Below are 17,996 nucleotides of genomic sequence, written 5' to 3'. Positions count from 1 at the left end.
TACTGCACAAGCCTCCACCTCCGGGCAACCGGTCCCCCTGTGCCACCGTCTCCTCAACCACGGGTGCACAGAGGAGGGTTCGAGCGGGTGACCGATGACACGGAAGTCCTCAGGCCGCTGCACGAGACGCTGCGGGAGCACGCGCGGCTCCTCGGGGAGAAGACCGCGTTCCAGGACCGGCGTACGCGGCTGACCTACCGTGCGCTGGAGCGGCGCACCCGGCGGCTGGCCGGCCGGCTGGCGGGGCTCGGCCTGGCGCGGGGCGAGCGGGTGGCGATCCTGCTCGGCAACCGGGTGGAGGCCGTCGAGAGCCTGCTCGCCGTCACCCGTGCGAGTGGTGTGGGCGTACCGCTGGATCCCGGGAGCACCGGGGCGGAGGCGGCCCGGCTGCTGGACGACTGCGCGGCACGTGTGCTGGTCACCGACGACGGCCGTCTGGCGCGCCACCGCGCGCTGCTCTCCCGCCCCGGGCTCACGGTGGTCGCGGTGTCCGGCGACGGGACGGACCCCGTGCGCGAGGCGGACCCCGAGCGCGGGCCGGACCCCGAGTGCGAGGCGGGGAGCGGCCCCGGGGAAGCGGCGACGACGGCCGGTGTCCCGCGCGTGCTGCGGTACGAGGAACTGGCTGGTACGGAGCCGGATGTACCCGCACGCGACGACCTCGGTCTCGACGAGGTGGCCTGGCTGCTCTACACGTCCGGGTCCTCCGGTGTGCCCAAGGGGGTCCTGTCCACCCAGCGCAACCGTCTGTCGTGCGTCGCCGCGGGCCTGGTCGGCGTCCTGGGTCTGGGCGAACGGGACCGGCTGCTGTGGCCGCTGCCCCTGCACCATGCCATGAGCCAGGTGGTCTGCGTCCTCGGAGTGACCGCGAGCGGGGCGAGCGCGATGCTGCCGGACCGGTTCTCGGTGGCGGAGACGCTCGGCGAACTGCGCCGTGAGGACGCCCCGTACACGCTGCTCGGCGGGGTGCCGACGACCTACTCGGCGCTGCTCGACGCGGTCCGGCGCGAGGCGGGCGACAGAGCCGAAGACGGGAACGAAGAGGGGGATGGGGACGGAGACGAAGAGGGGGATGGGAACGGGAACGGGCGCGGGCTGGGCACACCGGCGCTGCGGGGCTGTGTCAGCGGCGGTGCCCCGGCGGGCGCCGCGTTCCGCAGGGCGTTCGAGGCGGTCTGCGGGGTGCCGTTCCTGGAGCACTACGGCAGCACCGAGGCGGGGCCCGTCACCATGGCGGCGCCGGGCGAGGCGACCGCCGCCGGTTCGTGCGGCCGGGTGCTGCCCGGCACCCGGGTCCGGGTCGGCGGCGGCCCGGACGGTCGGGACACCGGCGAGGGCGAGCTGTGGGTGAGCGGGCCCGGCGTCATGCCCGGCTACCACGACCGCCCCGAGGCCACCGCCGAGGTGCTGCGCGACGGCTGGTTCCGCACGGGCGACCTGGCCCGGATCGACGCCCGCGGCGACATCGTGATCACCGGGCGGGCGGGCGACCTGATCGTCCGGGGCGGGGTGAACGTGCATCCGGCCGAGGTGGAGGCGGTGCTGCGGCGGCTGCCCGAGGTGGCGGACGCCGCGGTGTACGGGCGCCCCCACCCCCTCTTCGGTGAGGTGCCGGTGGCCCAGCTGGTCGCCACGCCGGGCGGTGCCCGGCTGGACCGGGGCCGGATCCTCGCCGCCTGCCGCGCGGAGCTGTCCGCCGCCAAGGTGCCCGCCGGCCTGTACGAGGTCGGCCACATCCCCCGTACCGCCTCCGGGAAGATCCTGCGGTCCGCCCTCGCCGACCGCCCGGCACGGCTGCTGGAGGCGGACGACATGACCGGCGCGCCGGTGGTGGCGGCCGGGGGGCCGGATCCGGTACGAGGACCGGGTACGGCCGGAGGAACAGGCGCGGCAGGAGAGCCCGGCGAGGGCGAAGTATTGACCCCGGCCGGAGGAACGGCCCCGACCGGAGGGACGATCCCGGTCGGAGGAACGCCCCCGGCCGGAGGGACGGCCCCGGATCTGCTGGGCCTCGTGCGGCGGGAGGCGGCGGCTGTGCTCGGCTGTGCGCCGGGGGCGGTGGATCCGGGGACGGCACTGCGGGACCTGGGCATGGACTCGCTGGCGGCGACGGCGCTGCGCGAGCGGCTGGCGGCGGCGACCGGCCTGCCGCTCGGCGAGGCCGTCGCCTTCGACTTCCCCACGGCCGCCGCGCTCGCCGCCCATCTCCGGTCGCGGACCGCCGCCGCGCCCGTCGCGCTCCTGCCCGCGCGCCGTACCGCGGTCCCGCCGGACGAGGACCCGGTGGTGATCGTGGGGATGGCCTGCCGCTACCCGGGGGGCGTGACCTCCCCCGAGGAGCTGTGGCGGCTGGTCGCCGAGGGGCGGGACGCCATCGGCCCGTTCCCCGCCGACCGCGGCTGGGACACCGAGGCGCTGTACGACCCGGACCCGGGGCGGCCGGGCCGGACGTATGTGCGCGAGGGCGGCTTCCTGTCCGGCGTGGACCTCTTCGATCCGGGTTTCTTCGGCATCTCCCCGCGCGAGGCGACGGCCATGGACCCGCAGCACCGGCTGCTGCTCGAAGTGGCCTGGGAGGCCGTCGAGCACGCCGGGCTGCTGCCGCGTGCCCTGCGCGGCTCCGCGACCGGGGTCTACGCCGGTCTGATGTACAGCGACTACGCGGGCCGGCTCGCGCAGACGCCCGAGCAGGTCGAGGGGTATCTGAGCATCGGCAACGCGGGGAGCGTCGCCTCCGGCCGGATCGCCTACACCCTGGGGCTCGAAGGCCCGGCGGTCACCGTGGACACGGCGTGCTCGTCGTCCCTGGTGGCCCTGCACCTGGCGGCGCAGTCGCTGCGCCGGGGCGAATGCGGGTACGCGCTGGCCGGCGGGGCGACGGTGATGTCGGGACCCTCGTCGTTCGTGGAGTTCAGCCGTCAGCGGGCGCTGGCACCGGACGGCCGCTGCAAGGCGTTCGGCGCGTCCGCCGACGGCACGGGGTGGGCCGAGGGCGCCGGGATGCTGCTGCTGTGCCGCCGCTCGCAGGCGCGGCGCGCGGACCTCTCCGTCCTGGCCGTGGTGCGCGGCACGGCGGTGAACCAGGACGGGGCCAGCAACGGCCTGACGGCACCGCACGGCCCGGCGCAGCAGCGGGTGATCCGGCAGGCCCTCGCGGACGCGGGCCTGGCGCCCGGGGACATCGACGCGGTGGAGGCGCACGGTACGGGCACCCGGCTGGGCGACGTCATCGAGGCGGAGGCGTTCCTGGAGGTGTACGGGCGGCAGCCGCGCGAACGCCCCCTGCGGCTGGGCTCGGTGAAGTCGAACATCGGGCACACGCAGGCCGCCGCCGGGGTGGCCGGTGTCATCAAGACGGTGCAGGCGATGGCGCACGGTGTGCTGCCGCGCACGCTGCACGCCGACGCACCCTCCCCTCGGATCGACTGGTCGTCGGGCCGGGTGGCGCTGCTGACCCGGCCGGTGGAGTGGCCGGTGACGGACCGCCCGCGCCGGGCCGGGGTGTCCTCCTTCGGGATCAGCGGCACCAACGCCCATGTGGTGCTGGAGGAGCCCCCGGCGGATCACGATGCTTCCCCGCCGATGACGACGACGGACGCGGCGGCGGTGCTGCCGCCCACGTCGGCGCCCCCGGAACCGGTTCCCGTGCCGTTCCCGGTGTCGGCGCGGACCGAGACCGGCCTGCGGGCCCAGGCACGGCGGCTGTACGAGTACGTCGGCGCCCGCCCCGACGCCGCACCGGTGGACCTCGGCCACTCGCTCGCCACCACCCGCACGGCCTTCGAGCACCGGGCCGTGGCGGTGGCCCGCGACCGCGCCGGACTGCTCGACTCACTGCGGCTGCTGGCGGACGGCGAGACCCGGTCAGGGGTGCGCAGGGGAAGTTCCCGCAGCCGTGGCCCACTGGCCTTCCTCTTCACCGGACAGGGCAGCCAACGCCTGGGCATGGGGCGCGAGTTGTATGCCGCGCGGGTACAGTTCCCCGCTTTCGCCCGCTCGTTCGAGGCGTGTTGCGCGCTGCTCGATCCGCTGCTGCCCGTGCCCCTGCGGGACGTCGTGTTCGCCGACACCGGCACGGAGAAGGCGGCGCTGCTGGAGGCGACCCGGTTCGCGCAGCCCGCGCTCTTCGCCGTCGAGACGGCCCTGTTCCGGCAGTTCGAGGCGTGGGGGCTGCGCCCGGACCTGGTGGCCGGGCACTCGGTGGGCGAGGTGGCCGCCGCCCATGCCGCCGGGGTGCTGTCCCTGGCGGACGCCTGCACACTGGTGGCGGCCCGAGGGCGGCTGATGGACGCGCTGCCGCCGGGCGGCGGCATGGCCTCCGTCGCCGCCGGTGCCGACGAGGTGGCCGCCGCGATCGCCGGGACGGGCGGCGCGGTGGAGATCGCCGCGGTCAACGGGCCCGCCTCGGTGGTCGTCTCCGGGGACCTGGACGCGGTGCGGGAGACGGCCGCGTCCTTCCGGGAACGCGGCCGGCCGGTGACACATCTGCGGGTGAGCCATGCCTTCCACTCCGCGCGCATGGAGCCCATGCTGTCCGGCTTCTCGGAGGCGGTGCGCGACCTCGCCTTCGCCGCGCCGCGCCTGCCGCTGGTCATGGCCGTGCGGCCGGGCCGGGCGGCCACCGACGCGGATCTGGGCACGGCGGAGTTCTGGGTGGACCACGTCCGCCGCCCGGTCCGCTTCGCCGACTCCGTGGCGCTGCTGCGGGAGCGGGGCGCGGCGCACTACGTCGAACTGGGCCCGGACGCCGTGCTCACCGGCCTGGTCCGCCGCTGCCTGGCCGCGCCCGGAGCGGACCCGTCGGCCCCGGAGCAGGGGGGCGGCGCAGACGGCACAGGCAGCACAGGCAGTGGGGACGGTAGGGACGGTGCCGGAACGGGGGCGGGTGCCGGGCGGGCCGCGCCGCCGCTGCTGCTGTCCGCGCTGCGCGGGGCGCGGCCGGAGGCGGAGTCCGTCCTCGACGCCCTGGCCGCGCTGCACACCCACGGGGTGCCGGTCGACTGGCGGGCCGTGTTCGCCGGTCGCGGCGGACGGCGCGTCCCCCTGCCCACGTACGCCTTCCAGCGCCGCCGCCACTGGCTCGACGCGGCCCCGCCGCACCGTTCCACGGCATCCGCGGCCACGCCGTCCGGCACCGCCGCGCTCCCGGGCGCCGGTCCGGTCCATCCGTTCCTGCGCACCCGCGTCACGACGGCCGACGACGGCGGGCTGCTGCTGGGCGGGCTGCTGTCGGTGCGCGACCACCCCTGGCTGGCCGATCACGTGGTGGCCGGGTCGGTCCTGCTGCCCGCGACCGCCTTCGTGGAGATGGCCCTGCACGCCGGTGCCGCGACCGGAACGCCCGTCCTCGGCGAACTCACCCTGACCGCGCCCCTGCCGTTGCCGTCCGACGGCGCGGTCGAGGTCCAGGTCAAGGTGTCGGGACCGGACGAGCCGGGGCGGCGCACCGTGCTGTTCCACGCCCGGCCGCACACTCCGGCGGGCGACCGGCCGTGGCAGCGGCATGCCTCGGGCACGCTGGAGCCACCGGGGCGCACCCCTGCGGATCCGTGTGCGGGCGGCGGGGAGGGCGCGGGATCCGCCAGGTCCGGGAAGGGGACGTCCTGGCCGCCGTCCGGCGCGCTCCCGCTGCCGTCGCCGCCGTCCGCCGGGGGCGCGGAGCAGGATCCGTACGAGCGCCTTGCCGGGGACGGGCTGCGCTACGGGCCCGCTTTCCGTGGCCTGCGGGCCGGCTGGCGGCGCGGGCAGGAGCTGTACGCCGATGTCGTCCTGCCGACGGCCGCAGTCGCCCAGGCTCCGGCGGCCGGTCCCGAGCAGGGCCTCGGCCAGGACTTCGCCCTGCATCCCGCCCTGTTCGACGCCGCGCTGCACATCCTGGCGCTCCACAGCACCACCACGGACTCCGGGGGCTCCGCGGACTCCGGGGGCTCCGCGGGCTCCGCGGACTCCGCGGACTCCGGAAACCGGCCCGGTGGTGACACGTCCCGTCCCGCCCTGCCCTTCGCCTTCGACGGGGTCCGCCCGCACAGGCCGACGGCCGGTGTGCGGCGGCTGCGGGTGCGGATCGCTCCCGGCCGGGAGGGACGGTGGCGGGTGGACCTGGCCGACGAGGCGGGTGTGCCGGTGGTGTCCGTCGATGCACTGACGCTGCGTCACCTTCCCTCGCTTCCCTCGCAGTCGGCGGCCCCGCTCGGCGGAGGACTGCACCGGGTGGACTGGGTACCGGCGGACGGGGCGCCGCCGCCGGAGGCGGTGCGGCACTGGGGGGTGCTGGGCGAGACCGGCACCCCGCTGGTGGACGCCCTGGCTCCCCCGGGATTCGGTGTTCCCGTGCATGCGGCCCTCACCGCGCTCGGCTCCCTCGGCTCCCCGCCGCCCGTGGTCGTCGCGCCGTGCCCGGCGCCGCCGGACCCGGCCGCGGGAACACAGGACGACGCGGGGCGGACGCGGTGGGCGGCCACCTGGGCGCTGCGGCTGGTCCGGGAGTGGCTCGCCACACCGCGCCTGGCGGCATCCCGCCTGGTCCTGGTGACCCGCGACGCCGTCCCCCCGGCCGACGCGGATCTCGCTCCGGCGGACGGCACCGGGTCCGTACCGGCAGCGGCGGAGCCGTCCCTGCCGACGCACGCGCCGGTGTGGGGCCTGGTCCGCTCGGCGCTGCGGGAGAACCCGGGCAGCTTCGCGCTCGTCGACGTCGACGGGGACCCCGCCTCGTGGCGGCTGCTGCCCGCCCTGGCGGCCTCCCCCGCCCCGGAGACGGCCGTACGGCGGGGCGTGGCGCACGTCCCGGAGCTGGTCCGGGTGCCCTTGGCCCCGGCCGGGACGAGGCGGCGGGCCGGGCGGCGACCGGACCCCGGCGGCACCGTGCTGGTCACCGGCGGTACCGGCTCCCTGGGCGCGCTGGTGGCCCGGCAGCTGGTCGCCGCCCACGGTGTACGGCATCTGGTGCTGGCCGGCCGACGCGGGCCGCGGACGCCGGGGGTGGACGGACTCGTCGCGCAGCTGCGCGCCGCGGGGGCCCGGGTGAGCGTCCGGGCGTGCGACGTCGGGGACCGCACGGCGCTCGCCGCCCTGCTCGACGGCGTACCGGAGGACCGTCCGCTGACCGGGATCGTGCACGCCGCCGGGGTGCTGGACGACGGGATCGTCCCGGCGCTCACCGACGACCGGCTGGCGCGGGTGCTGCGGCCGAAGGCGGACGCGGCCCTCGCCCTGCACGAGCTGACCCGGGGGCGCGACCTGGCGATGTTCGTGCTGTTCTCGTCGGTGGCGGGCACGTTCGGCTCGGCGGGGCAGGCCACCTACGCGGCGGCGAACTGCGTCCTGGACGCGCTGGCGCGGCACCGGCGGCGGCTCGGGCTGCCCGGCACCTCGATCGCCTGGGGCCCCTGGCGGCAGCACGACGGCATGATGGCGCACCTCACCGACGCGGACCTGCGGCGGATGGCCGCCGCCGGGTTCGGCCCGCTCGGCGACGACGAGGGACTGGCCCTGTTCGACGCGGCGGTGGCGGGGGACGATCCGGTGGTGGTGGCGGCCCGCCTCGACCCGGCCGCCCTGCGCGCCGGTCATCCCGCCGCACCGCACCCCGGTGGTCCGGCGGCCGGGCATCGCGCGCCGCGGCCGGTGCCCGGTCCGGCGGACCCGGCCGGTGACCCGCTCGCCCGGCGGCCCGGACCGCTGCTCGCGCAGGTGCGGGCGCTGGCGGCCTCGGTGCTGGGCCACCCGGAGGGGGCGGACGCCGTCCACCCGGACGACCTGCTCGCGGACCAGGGCCTCGACTCGCTGGCCGCCGTCGAACTGCGCAACCGGCTCACGGCCGCCACGGGACTGACGCTGCCCGCCACCCTGCTGTTCGACTTCCCGACCCCGCGCGCGGTCGCCGCCGAACTGGCGCAGCGGTACGCCCGGGAGGCGGCCGCCCCGGAGAGGGTCGCCCCCGCCGCAGCACCGACCCCGACCCCGGCCCCGGCCTCTGCCCCTACCCCCGCTCCGGCCCCGGCCCCGGCTCCGACTCCGACTCCGGGACGCGACGGCTCCCCCGACGCGCACGGCGGATCCGACGCGCCCGAGGAGTCCCCGGCGCACGACAGGCCCGCGCCGGACTCCCTGGGCGGGCTCTTCCGCACGGCCTGCGACCAGGGGCGGACCTGGGACGGCATGGTGCTGCTGACCGTCGCGGCCCGCTTCCGGCCGGTCTTCGACCGTGCCGGGGCCACCGGGAAGGCGCACGGCCCGGTGCCGCTCGCACCGGACACGGCCGGGCCCCGGGTGGTCTGCTTCCCCGCCCTCAGCGCGCTCTCCGGACCGCAGGAGTACGCCCGTCTCGGCGCCGGACTGCGGAACCTGCGCCCGGTGTCGGCGCTGCGGCACCCCGGGTTCGGCGCCGGGGAGGCGCTGCCCGCCACCCTGGACGCCCTTCTGACCGCCCAGGCGGCGGCGGTCCGGGCGGTCGCGGACGGCGGTCCGGTGGTGCTGCTGGGCCGCTCGGCGGGCGGCTGGGTGGCGCAGGCGGTGGCGGAGCGGCTGGCCGCCGCGGGGGCCGCGCCGCAGGCCGTGGTCCTGCTGGACACCCACCCGAGCCCGGACGCGGACCGGGATCGGGCGCTGCCCGCGATGACGGTGGACATGCTGCACCGGGCGGCGCGGTTCGCCTCCGCCGAGCCGGACCGGCTGACGGCCATGGCCCGGTACGCGGAGCTGTTCGCCGGCTGGGTGCCCCGGCGGCTCGCCGCGCCCACCCTGTTCGTCCGCGCGCGGGATCCGCTGCCCGGTACCGGGTCCGCTCCGCCCTGGCCGCTGCCGCACACCGAGGTCACCGTGCCCGGCGACCACTTCACGCTGCTGGAGGAGCATGCCCGGACGACCGCGCTCGCCGTCCACGACTGGCTGGCGGCCGGTGCGATCTGACGGCGACGGCGACGGCGACGGGGCGAGGGCGAGGGCGTCCGGGTGCCTCGGGGCGTGCGCCCCCGCCCCGGTCAGGTCCAGGCCAGCCGTTCGGCGCGGTGCGGATCGTCGGCCTGTGTCCATTCGGCGCCGATGCGCATCGTGGTCCGGCGCCCGGTGCCGTACGGGTCCCAGCCGGGGTCGCCGGTGCGGGCGAAGCGGATCCAGGCGCCGTGCATCCGGGCCGCGAGCCCTGCCGGGGGTTCGGCGGGGCCGAGCAGGCCGTCGGCGCCGCGCAGCGCGGGCAGGTGGACGCGGTCGAAGACGAAGGGGAGTTCCACCGCGTGGGCGGCGCCGAGCGCGCCGCCCAGGGCGGTGGAGCGCCAGGTGAACTCGTAGGCGTAGGTGTTCGATCCGGGGTGTGCCGCGTGGGCCTCCGCCAGGGCGCGGCTGCCCGCGCCGAACAGGGCGTCGCCGAGGACGGCGGACCGCAGGGCGCCGGGTGACGCCCCGGGGCGCGCGGTCCGGTGCGCCGCGACCAGCCGGTCCGGGTCGGGGTGGGCGCGGGCCGCCGTGTCGTGCACGTCCGCGTCGGTGGAGCGGGCGTACGCGTCGACGGGGACCAGATAGAGGTTTCCCTCCTCGGAGTTGGTCCCGATGAGCAGGTCGACGCCGGAGCCGAGCCCGGCGGCCACGGACCGGGCGGGCTGGGTGCCGAGGACCGGGCCGAAGGGGCTGAGGCCCATGAGCGGGTCGTGGTCGGTGGCGGTGCGCAGGTCGATGCCCGCGAGCCCGGCGGCGGCCTCGACCAGGTGTTCGTCGGGCAGGCCGGCGAAGCCGTCCGCGTGCGGTGCGACGCCGAGGATCCCGGCGGCGGCCGCGGTGACCCGGGCGGCCTGCTCGGGCGTGAACGCGCCCAGGCCGCTGCCGCTCTGGACGATCGCCCGGCGGAGCAGGCCGGTGGCCTCGGGGGCGGCGAGGACACCGCCGACGAGGGTCGCCCCGGCCGACTGCCCGAACAGGGTCACGTTGCGGGGGTCGCCGCCGAACGCGGCGATGTTCGCGCGGACCCAGCGCAGGGCGGCGATCACGTCGAGCAGGCCGCGGTTGGCGGGTGCCCCGGGCAGGTCGAGGAACCCGGCGATGCCGAGCCGGTGGTTGACGGTGACGAGGACGACGCCGTCCCGGGCGAACGCGGTGCCGTCGTACAGCGGCGAGCGGGTCGATCCGGCGACGAATCCGCCGCCGTGGACGAACACCATGACGGGCAGGCCGTGTTCGGCGGCCTTGAGGGTGCCGGGGGTATCGGGAGTGCCAGGGCTATCGGGAGTGCCAGGGCTATCGGGGGTGCCGGGGGTACCGGCGGTGCCAGGGGAACCGGGAGCGCCGGGGACACCGGGGGCGGCGGGCGTGCGGACGTCGACGGTGAGGTAGTCCTCGCCGCGGACCCAACCGGGCGCGAAGTAGGGGGACATGTCGACTCCGCCGAGGCTTCGGGCGGACTGGGGCGCGGTGGGTCCCGGCGCGGTGGCGTCGCGTACTCCGGACCAGGGCGGGTGCGGCCGCGGGGCGGTGAACCGGCCGCCGCCGCGGGGCGGGGCGGCGTAGGGGATGCCGTGGAAGGCGAGGGTGCCGTCGTCCTGGCGCAGGCCGCGGACGGCTCCCCGTCCGGTGGTCACGACGGGGTCGGGGCGATGGTGCACGGGTGTGCCTTTCACGGGGCTCAGTCGTGGTCGGTGTACGGGGTGAGCGGCGCCCAGCCCTTGACGGCGAACTTGCTTCCGTCCCGCACGACTTCGGCGGCGCCGTGGCCGCCGAAGTGCGCGGGGACGACGAGGGCGTTGTGGTCGGCGGCCCAGCCGAGGATCCTGCGGCGGGTGGCGCGGGCGCCCGCGGGGTCCTCGCAGAAGCAGCTGTTGGCGTCCGGTTCGAGGATCTGCGCCGGGCTGTGCAGCAGATCGCCGACGAACACCGCGCGGTCGGACCCGGAGGCCAGGGTCAGCACGGAGGAGCCCGGGGTGTGTCCGGGCGCCGCCTCCAGACGCAGCCCGGCGTCGATGCGGTGGCTGTCCTCCCACAGCAGGGTCAGGCCCGCCCGGTGCACGGGGGCCACGCTGTCCTCGAAGACGTTCTGATGTCCGCGGCCGATTCTCGGGGTGTGGCCGTTGTCCGGGTTCCAGAAGTCGAATTCGGTCTTCGGGATGAGATAGGTGGCATTGGGGAAAGTGGGGACCCAGTGCCGGTCCTCCAGGTAGGTGTTCCAGCCGACGTGGTCGTTGTGGAGATGCGTGTTGATCACGAGGTCGACGTCCTCGGGGCGGACTCCGGCCTGTTCGAGCCGGGCCAGGAAGTCGGTGTCCAGGTGGCTCCAGAGCGGCGCGTACGGACGTTCCTTGTGGTTGCCCGCGCCGGTGTCGACGAGGATGTTCCTGCCTTCGCTGCGTATCAGCCACGTCTGGACGGCGGCGTTCACCACCTGTGTCCCGGGGTCCAGGAAATGCGGGACGAGCCAGGAACGCGCGTTCTCCCAGGTCTCCTTCGGTATGTCCGGGACGATGTCCGCGGGGGCGAATCCGATGGGTCCGTAATATTCCCGGATCCGGGTGACGGTGATGTCGCCGAATGCGATGCTTTCCATTTCTCTTCTCTCGTTCTCACCGGTGTGCGGGCTTTTCCAGAACCGTAGGAGCGGCGCCGGTGCGGCGGGTATCGGTCACGTGACTGCACCCGCCCGAGCACCCCGGGGGCCGGGCGGACCCGCCGGTAGCCTGGTGCGGGCAAGGGCGAGGCGGCTCCGATCGGCGGGCCACGACTCCGGGAGACCCCGTGGACGAACACACGGACGGCGGCCGGGCGGCCGTCGGCCCCGAGGCGGCCGGGGACCCGCCGCTCGTCGGCCGGGACGCGGAACTGGCCCGTGTCCTGCGCGCGGCGGACGTGCCGTCGCCCGATCCGGTGCTGCTGCTTCTCGGCGAGCCGGGCACGGGAAAGAGCGCGCTGCTGGAGCGGGCGGTGCGCCGGGCCCCGGCGGCGGGCACGCGCGTGCTGCGCGCCGAGGGCAGCGAGCCCGAGAAGGGGCTGCCGTTCGCCGCGCTGCACCAGTTGCTGCGGCCCTCGGCCGCGGAGTGGGACGGGCTGGAGCTGGCCGGGGAGCGGCGGGAAGTACTGCGCGCAGTGCTCGCGGCCCGGCCGGTCGCGGCGGACGGCGGTGTCATGGCGGCGGGTGTCGCCGTGCTGGAGCTGCTCTCGGCCCTGGGCGGCCGGTGCCCGCTGCTCGTGGTGGTGGACGACGCGCAGTGGTGCGACCGCGCCTCCCTGGAGGTGCTGTCGTTCGTGGCCCGGCGGCTGGCGGGCGAGCCGGTCACGATGCTGTTCGCGGCCCGCCCCGCCGACACCCTGCCGGTCCTCGGCCCGCGGGCGGCGGCACTCACCCTGGGGCCGCTCGACGCCGCCGCGTCCGACCGGCTGCTGGACCTGCGTCCGGACCGCCCCGTCGGCCGGCTCCGGGCGCGGATCCTCGCGCAGGCCGCGGGAAATCCGCTGGCGCTCACCGAACTGGCGCGGACCGCCACCGCGGACGCGGCCGGAGCGGCGGGCCCGCTGCCGCTCGCCGCCCATCTGGAGCGGATCCACGCGGCCCCGCTCGGCGCGCTGCCCGCCGCCGCCCGCCGGGCCCTGCTGCGCCTCGCCGCGCTGGAACCCGCCGACTCCCCCGCCGCTCCGGCGGCCGTGCTCGCGGACGCCGGGGACGCGGTGTGGGCGGCCGCCGAACAGGCCGGTCTGGTGCGGCGCACCGGTGGCGGCCCGCGGTTCGGTCATCCGCTGCTGCGGTCCGCCGTGTACCACGCCGCGCCCTTCGACGCCCGGCGCGAGGCCCATCTGGCGCTCGCCGGCCTGCTGGGCGAGGAACCGGACCGGCGGGCCTGGCACCTGGCCGCCGCGACGGCGCTCCCGGACGCGGCCGTCTCCGCCGAACTGGAGCGGACCGTGGGACCGGCCCGCCGCCGGGGCGGGCACGCGGCGGCGGCCGAGGCGCTGCACCGTGCGGCGGAGCTGGCGCCGGACCGCGCGGACGGCGCGCGGCTGCTGGTGGCCGCCGCCGAGGAGGCCGTGCTCACCGGCGACCTCGCCCGGGTGGAGGACCTGGCCGCCGCGGTACGGGCCCGCACCGACGACCCGTCGCTGCTGGCGGACACCGCCGCCCTGGTGGGCCGGCTGGCGGCACTGACCGTACGGCACAGCGTGGTCTTCGCCCGACTGGCCGACGCCGCCGAGGAGTTGTGCCTCGTACGGCCCGACACCGCGCTGGACCTCCTCGCCGACGCCGTGGTGGTCCGCTTCTACTGCGGGCGCGACGTCCAGCGGCGGCGGATCGAGGACCTGCTGCGGCGCCTGCCGGAGGATCCGTCGCGCGACTGGCTGCGCACCTGGGTGCGGGCCGTGTGCGATCCGTTCGCGGACCGGGCGGAACTGCTCGGCGTACTGCCGTGGATGGCGGCCGAGGCGCGGCGGCGGCCCGACCGGCTGGCCGCTCTCGGAGTGATGGCCTGGCTGCTGGACGAGACGCCGCTGGCCGTCCGCGCCTTCGACGAGGCCTTCGACCGCTGGGGTTCGCGCGGGCCGCTGCCGGACGGTCTGGGCGGCGCGGCCGCCTGGAGCTATGTGGACCAGGGCCGCTGGGAGCGCGCCCGGCAGGCCGTTGCGCGCAGCGCCGCCCTCGCGGCGGCGACGGGCCTCGACCACGCCGTGTCCTGCGCCGCGGCCGTGGACGCCATGGTGCTGGCCCACCAGGGCGACACGGCGGCGGCCCGCGCCCGCGCCGCGGAGGCGCTCGCGCTGGTCGACCCGCTGGAGAGCCGTTCGGTGACGGTCTACGCCCGGCGCGCGCTCGGTGCCGCCGACCTCGCGGAGGGCAACTTCGAAGCGGCGTACGACCGGCTCCGTACGGTCTTCACCGCCGAGGGCGCGCCCGTCCACTACCACGCCTCCTGTCCGGCGCTGGCGGAGCTGGCCGCCGCGGCGGCGCGCAGCGGGCGGCGGGCCGAGGCCGCGGTGGTCGTGGAGCGCTGCGCACGCGGCCTCGGGGACGGCGCCTCGCCCCGGCTGCGGGCGCTGGTCAGCCGGGCGCGGGGGCTGCTGGCCGGTGCGGAGGACGCGGCCGAGGCGCACTTCCGGGCGGCCCTGGCCGACCCGGTGCTGGAGCACTGGCCCTTCGAACTGGCGCGGACCCGGCTGGACTTCGCCGAGTGGCTGCGGCGCCGGCGGCGTATCGCGGAGGCGCGGGCGCCGCTCGGCGAGGCCCTGGAGACCTTCCGGCGTCTCGGGGCGCGCCCATGGGCCGAGCGGGCGCGGGCCGAGGCTCGGGCCGCGGGTCTCGGGGGCATGGACCGGCAGCCGGACGCGCTCGCCCGGCTGTCGCCGCAGCAGCAGGAGATCGTGCGGCTGGCGGCGCGCGGGCTGACCAACCGCGAGATCGGCGAGAAGCTGTTCCTCTCCCCGCGCACGGTCGGCTCGCACCTCTACCGCAGCTTCCCCAAGCTGGGGATCACCGCCCGCTCCCAGTTGCGCGACCTCGTCGAGAAGACCGCCACGGCACCGGTCCGCCGGCCCTGACGGACGGCCCGGCCCCCCTGTCCGCGCCGGGCGAACCGGCTGTGTCCGGAGCGGAGTTGCCGCGAGAGGGGGGCGTACCCCACCCCCGGCTCTCCGGCTGGCTCCAGGGTCTGCGCGACCGGAACAGGGAAGAGTGATCCGCATGAGAACATCACTCCACTCGGCCGACGCGTGGAAGCCGGGCGGCGCGGCCCAGCCGACGGGACGACTGCGGCCGCCGGGGCGGCGCGGGGCGGCCCTGGCCGCGGGCGTCGCCGCGCTGGCCGCGTTCGCCACCACGGCACTGACGGCGCCCGCCGCGTCCGCGGCGTCCACCGCGTCCGTGGCGACGGCCGCCGCCGCGCGCACCGGCGCCGGGCCCGCGGTGCCCGCCCTGCACTGGACCTCCTGCCCGTACCCCGACGCCCCCGCCGAGCTGCAATGCGCCTCCATCGAGGTGCCGGTGGACCACGCGCACCCGGACGGGCCGAAGGCGACGGTCACGGTGGACCGGCTGCGGGCGACCGGCGCGCATCCCGTGGGCAGCCTGTTCTTCGACCCGGGCGGTCCGGGCGGGTCGGGCACGGAATTCCTGTACGGCGAGGCCATGGGCACGCGGCTGTTCTCCGCCGCCACCCGGGAGCACTTCGACGTGATCGGTGTGGATCCGCGCGGTGTCGGTCTGAGCAGTCCGGTGCGGTGCGATCCGGCGCTGCTCGACCGGCGGGTGTCGCTCTTCCCCGAGGACGAGGCCGCGTTCCGGCGCCTGGTGGACCGGAACCGGGAGCTGGGCGAGAGCTGTCGCCGGCTGACCGGCCCGCTGCTGGACCATGTGGACACGGTCAGCGCGGCGCGCGACCTCGAACTGCTGCGCAGGGCCCTGGGGCAGGGCAAACTCAACTACCTCGGCCTGTCCTACGGTTCGCAGCTCGGCGCGACCTACGCCGAGCTGTTCCCGGACCGCATCCGGACCATGGCGCTGGACGGCGCCCTCGACCACTCGCTGTCCACACCGGCGCTGATGCGCGGCGAGACCCACGCCTACGAGGACTCTCTCGACCGGTTCGCCGACTGGTGCGCGCGGGACATCTCGTGCTCGCTGCACGGCACCGACGTGGGGTCTCTCGTGGACGCGCTGGTGGCGCAGGCCGACCGCACCCCGATCCCGGCCCCGCAGTGCGCCGAGGACGGCGACTGCCGGACCTCGGTGACCGGTGAGGACATCCTCCTCAATGTGCAGAACCTGCTGCTGTTCCCGGCCCGCCGGGCGGATCTGGCCCTCGCGCTGGGCCGGGCGCGCGACGGTGACGCCTCCGCGTTCTCCCCGGCCCTGGCCACCGGTCCGAGCGACCCCATCGCCAACGGCAGCCCCCTCGCGATCGAGTGCCAGGACTGGCCGACGCCGGTGCGGACCCTGGACGACCTGCGGCGGCTGCGGCGGGACGGGCAGGCGGCGGCGCCCCGGCTGGGCGGCGCGTCGCAGTCGTGGACCATTCTGGCGGGCTGCGCCGGCTGGCCCGCGCCGGTGACGAATCCGCCCCGGCCGCTGCATGTGCGCGGTGCCCCGCCGATCCTGATCACCAACGCGACCCACGACCCGTCGACGGCGTACCCGTGGGCCGTGCGGCTGGAGCGCGCGCTGCCCTCCGGTGTGCTGGCGACCCGCGACGGCGACGGCCACACCAGTTATCTGGCCCACGGCACCAGCCGTACACGGGATGCCATCGACGACTACCTGCTCACCGGCCGGACCCCGCCACGGGGCACGGTCTACACCGACTGACGCGACTGACCCGACTGACCCGGCGCACGCGCGGACCTTGTGGCCCTCACGGCCCTCACAGCCCTCACAGCCCTCAAGGGCAGGCCCCGGACCTCACCTCACCGGTGGGTTCCGGGGCCTTGCCGCGGACCGCCGGGTCAGTGCGTCCGGTGGTGGTGGTGGGCGCGGGCCTCGGCGGTGGACTTCAGGTCGAGCAGCCACTGTTCGAGGCCCTGGCGGAGGATCGCGGTCGCGGTGGGCACGTCGGCGTCCACCTGGGGGCCGGTGTGGGTCTCCTCGGTGCGTACCAGGACACCTCCCCTGACCTCGGTGAAGTTCCACACGTGGACGCCGTCGATGTGCAGACCCTCGCCGTCGGCGGGTCCGGTCCAGCGGATGCAGTCGCCGGGCCGGATCTGACGGACGGTCGAGGTGATGTCCAGGCGGGTGGCGGGCGTCGAGGGGTTGGGCGGTACCGGGGTGGTCCACCGGAAGGCCGAGCCGGGCCGCAGCGGGCCGTGGTCGAGGCGCTGCGCGGTCGTGACGGCGGCCTGCCAGGCAGGCCAGCGCTCGATGTCGGTCTGGACCTTCCAGACGGTGTGCAGGGGCGCGTGGATCACGGTCTCCGTCCGGTGGCGGACCCGCGCGCCGGGGTCGACGCCCGCCCCGCGGCAGGTGAGGGAGGCGGCGGGGCGGCCGGGGTGCGCCGAGGCGGCATCGGCGGGTACGGCGGCGGTGCCGAGGACACCGACGACGAGCGGAACGGCGAGCAGGGCGGAGCGGAGCGTGCGGGACATGGCGTTCTCCTGTGTCGAGGGGTGGCCGGAGGCAGCAGACGCGGCAGAGGCGACAGACGCGGCGGGACGGGGCCGGGCGTAGCCAGCAATGGCTAGAGCCCCGTCCGTTCGTGAGAAGTTATAACGTGCGGCGGATCGGCCGGTCAACAGCCTTCGTGATACCTTCTAACGAATCCTTGAGCACATAGCCGAGGCGACGGGGAAGGAGGCACCATGGCGGAGACGGCGGCGGAGGCCAGGAACCCGCGGGAGCGCTATCGCGCACAGGTCCGGGCGGAGATCAAGGAGCACGCCTGGGAGCAGATCGCCACCGCGGGGGTGCCCGCGCTCTCCCTCAACGCGATCGCGCGGCAGATGGGCATGAGCGGACCCGCGCTGTACCGCTACTTCGCCAACCGCGACGACCTGATCACCGAGCTGATCCGGGACGCGTACCGCAGCCTCGACGAGACACTCACCGCCGCCGCGTCCGGCGGCGCGGACCTGGCCGGACTGGCGCACGCACTGCGCGAGTGGGCCCTGGCGGACCCGCAGCGGTACTTCCTCATCTACGGCACCCCGGTCCCCGGCTACCACGCGCCGCAGGACACCACCGACACCTCCGCGCGGATCATGGCGACCCTGCTCGACGCCTGTACGGCGGCGCTCGCCCCGGACGCCCCCGCGACTCCGTTCGGCGCCCATCTGGCGGACCACCGGGACTGGGCCCGTGACCATCCCGCCCCGCCCGAGGCCCTGCACCGCGCCCTGTCCTTCTGGACCCGGCTGCACGGCCTGCTGTCCCTGGAACTCGCCGGACACTTCACCGGCATGGCCTTCGACCCGGCCCTGTTCTTCGCGGCGGAACTGGCCGACCTCACGGACCGCGCCTGACACGGCCATGACGTCGGGGCACCGCGCCGGGACCTTCCGCCGGGACCTCTCCCGCCGGGACCTCCGCCGCCGGAGCGCCCGGC

The 17,996-nt window shown here is 76.6% G+C and carries 7 protein-coding genes; 4 read left to right on the top strand and 3 right to left on the bottom strand.

Annotated features, from left to right (window positions below; all coding sequences use genetic code 11):
- Window positions 1-87 precede the first annotated feature (87 nt).
- Complete coding sequence (locus B086_RS0111675; protein ID WP_026252326.1) at window positions 88-8,910, top strand: type I polyketide synthase; 8,823 nt, start codon at window positions 88-90, stop codon at window positions 8,908-8,910.
- A 71-nt stretch (window positions 8,911-8,981) separates the two neighbouring features.
- Here B086_RS0111675 and B086_RS0111670 read toward each other — a convergent pair whose 3' ends face one another.
- Window positions 8,982-10,592: a carboxylesterase/lipase family protein gene (locus tag B086_RS0111670; RefSeq protein ID WP_018566591.1), complete on the bottom strand. Its 1,611-nt coding sequence runs from the start codon at window positions 10,590-10,592 to the stop codon at window positions 8,982-8,984.
- A 20-nt stretch (window positions 10,593-10,612) separates the two neighbouring features.
- A complete protein-coding gene (locus B086_RS0111665) occupies window positions 10,613-11,527 on the bottom strand; it encodes an MBL fold metallo-hydrolase (protein WP_018566590.1) in 915 nt (304 codons plus the stop codon).
- A 188-nt stretch (window positions 11,528-11,715) separates the two neighbouring features.
- Between B086_RS0111665 and B086_RS0111660 the strand changes: the two genes are divergently transcribed.
- On the top strand, window positions 11,716-14,502 hold the full coding sequence (locus tag B086_RS0111660) for a helix-turn-helix transcriptional regulator (protein WP_018566589.1): 2,787 nt from the start codon (window positions 11,716-11,718) through the stop codon (window positions 14,500-14,502).
- A 142-nt stretch (window positions 14,503-14,644) separates the two neighbouring features.
- On the top strand, window positions 14,645-16,264 hold the full coding sequence (locus tag B086_RS0111655; protein WP_051115813.1) for an alpha/beta hydrolase: 1,620 nt from the start codon (window positions 14,645-14,647) through the stop codon (window positions 16,262-16,264).
- Window positions 16,265-16,401: 137 nt separating this feature from the next.
- On the opposite strand, the gene B086_RS0111650 is transcribed toward B086_RS0111655, so the two are convergent.
- The gene (locus tag B086_RS0111650) at window positions 16,402-17,040 is read right to left on the bottom strand and encodes an SRPBCC family protein (RefSeq protein WP_018566587.1); all 639 of its coding nucleotides are present in this window, start codon (window positions 17,038-17,040) and stop codon (window positions 16,402-16,404) included.
- Window positions 17,041-17,253: 213 nt separating this feature from the next.
- Between B086_RS0111650 and B086_RS0111645 the strand changes: the two genes are divergently transcribed.
- On the top strand, window positions 17,254-17,913 hold the full coding sequence (locus B086_RS0111645; protein ID WP_018566586.1) for a TetR/AcrR family transcriptional regulator: 660 nt from the start codon (window positions 17,254-17,256) through the stop codon (window positions 17,911-17,913).
- Window positions 17,914-17,996: the final 83 nt, after the last annotated feature.

The organism is Streptomyces sp. PsTaAH-124 (genome assembly GCF_000373685.1).
Lineage (GTDB): Bacteria > Actinomycetota > Actinomycetes > Streptomycetales > Streptomycetaceae > Streptomyces > Streptomyces andamanensis.
This window is presented reverse-complemented; position numbering and strand designations above follow the sequence as displayed.

Coding starts and splice junctions, on each gene's coding strand:
- B086_RS0111665 (WP_018566590.1), bottom strand. CDS start 11,527: ATGGAAAGCATCGCATTCGGCGACATCACCGTCACCCGGATCCGGGAA.
- B086_RS0111655 (WP_051115813.1), top strand. CDS start 14,645: ATGAGAACATCACTCCACTCGGCCGACGCGTGGAAGCCGGGCGGCGCG.
- B086_RS0111650 (WP_018566587.1), bottom strand. CDS start 17,040: ATGTCCCGCACGCTCCGCTCCGCCCTGCTCGCCGTTCCGCTCGTCGTC.
- B086_RS0111645 (WP_018566586.1), top strand. CDS start 17,254: ATGGCGGAGACGGCGGCGGAGGCCAGGAACCCGCGGGAGCGCTATCGC.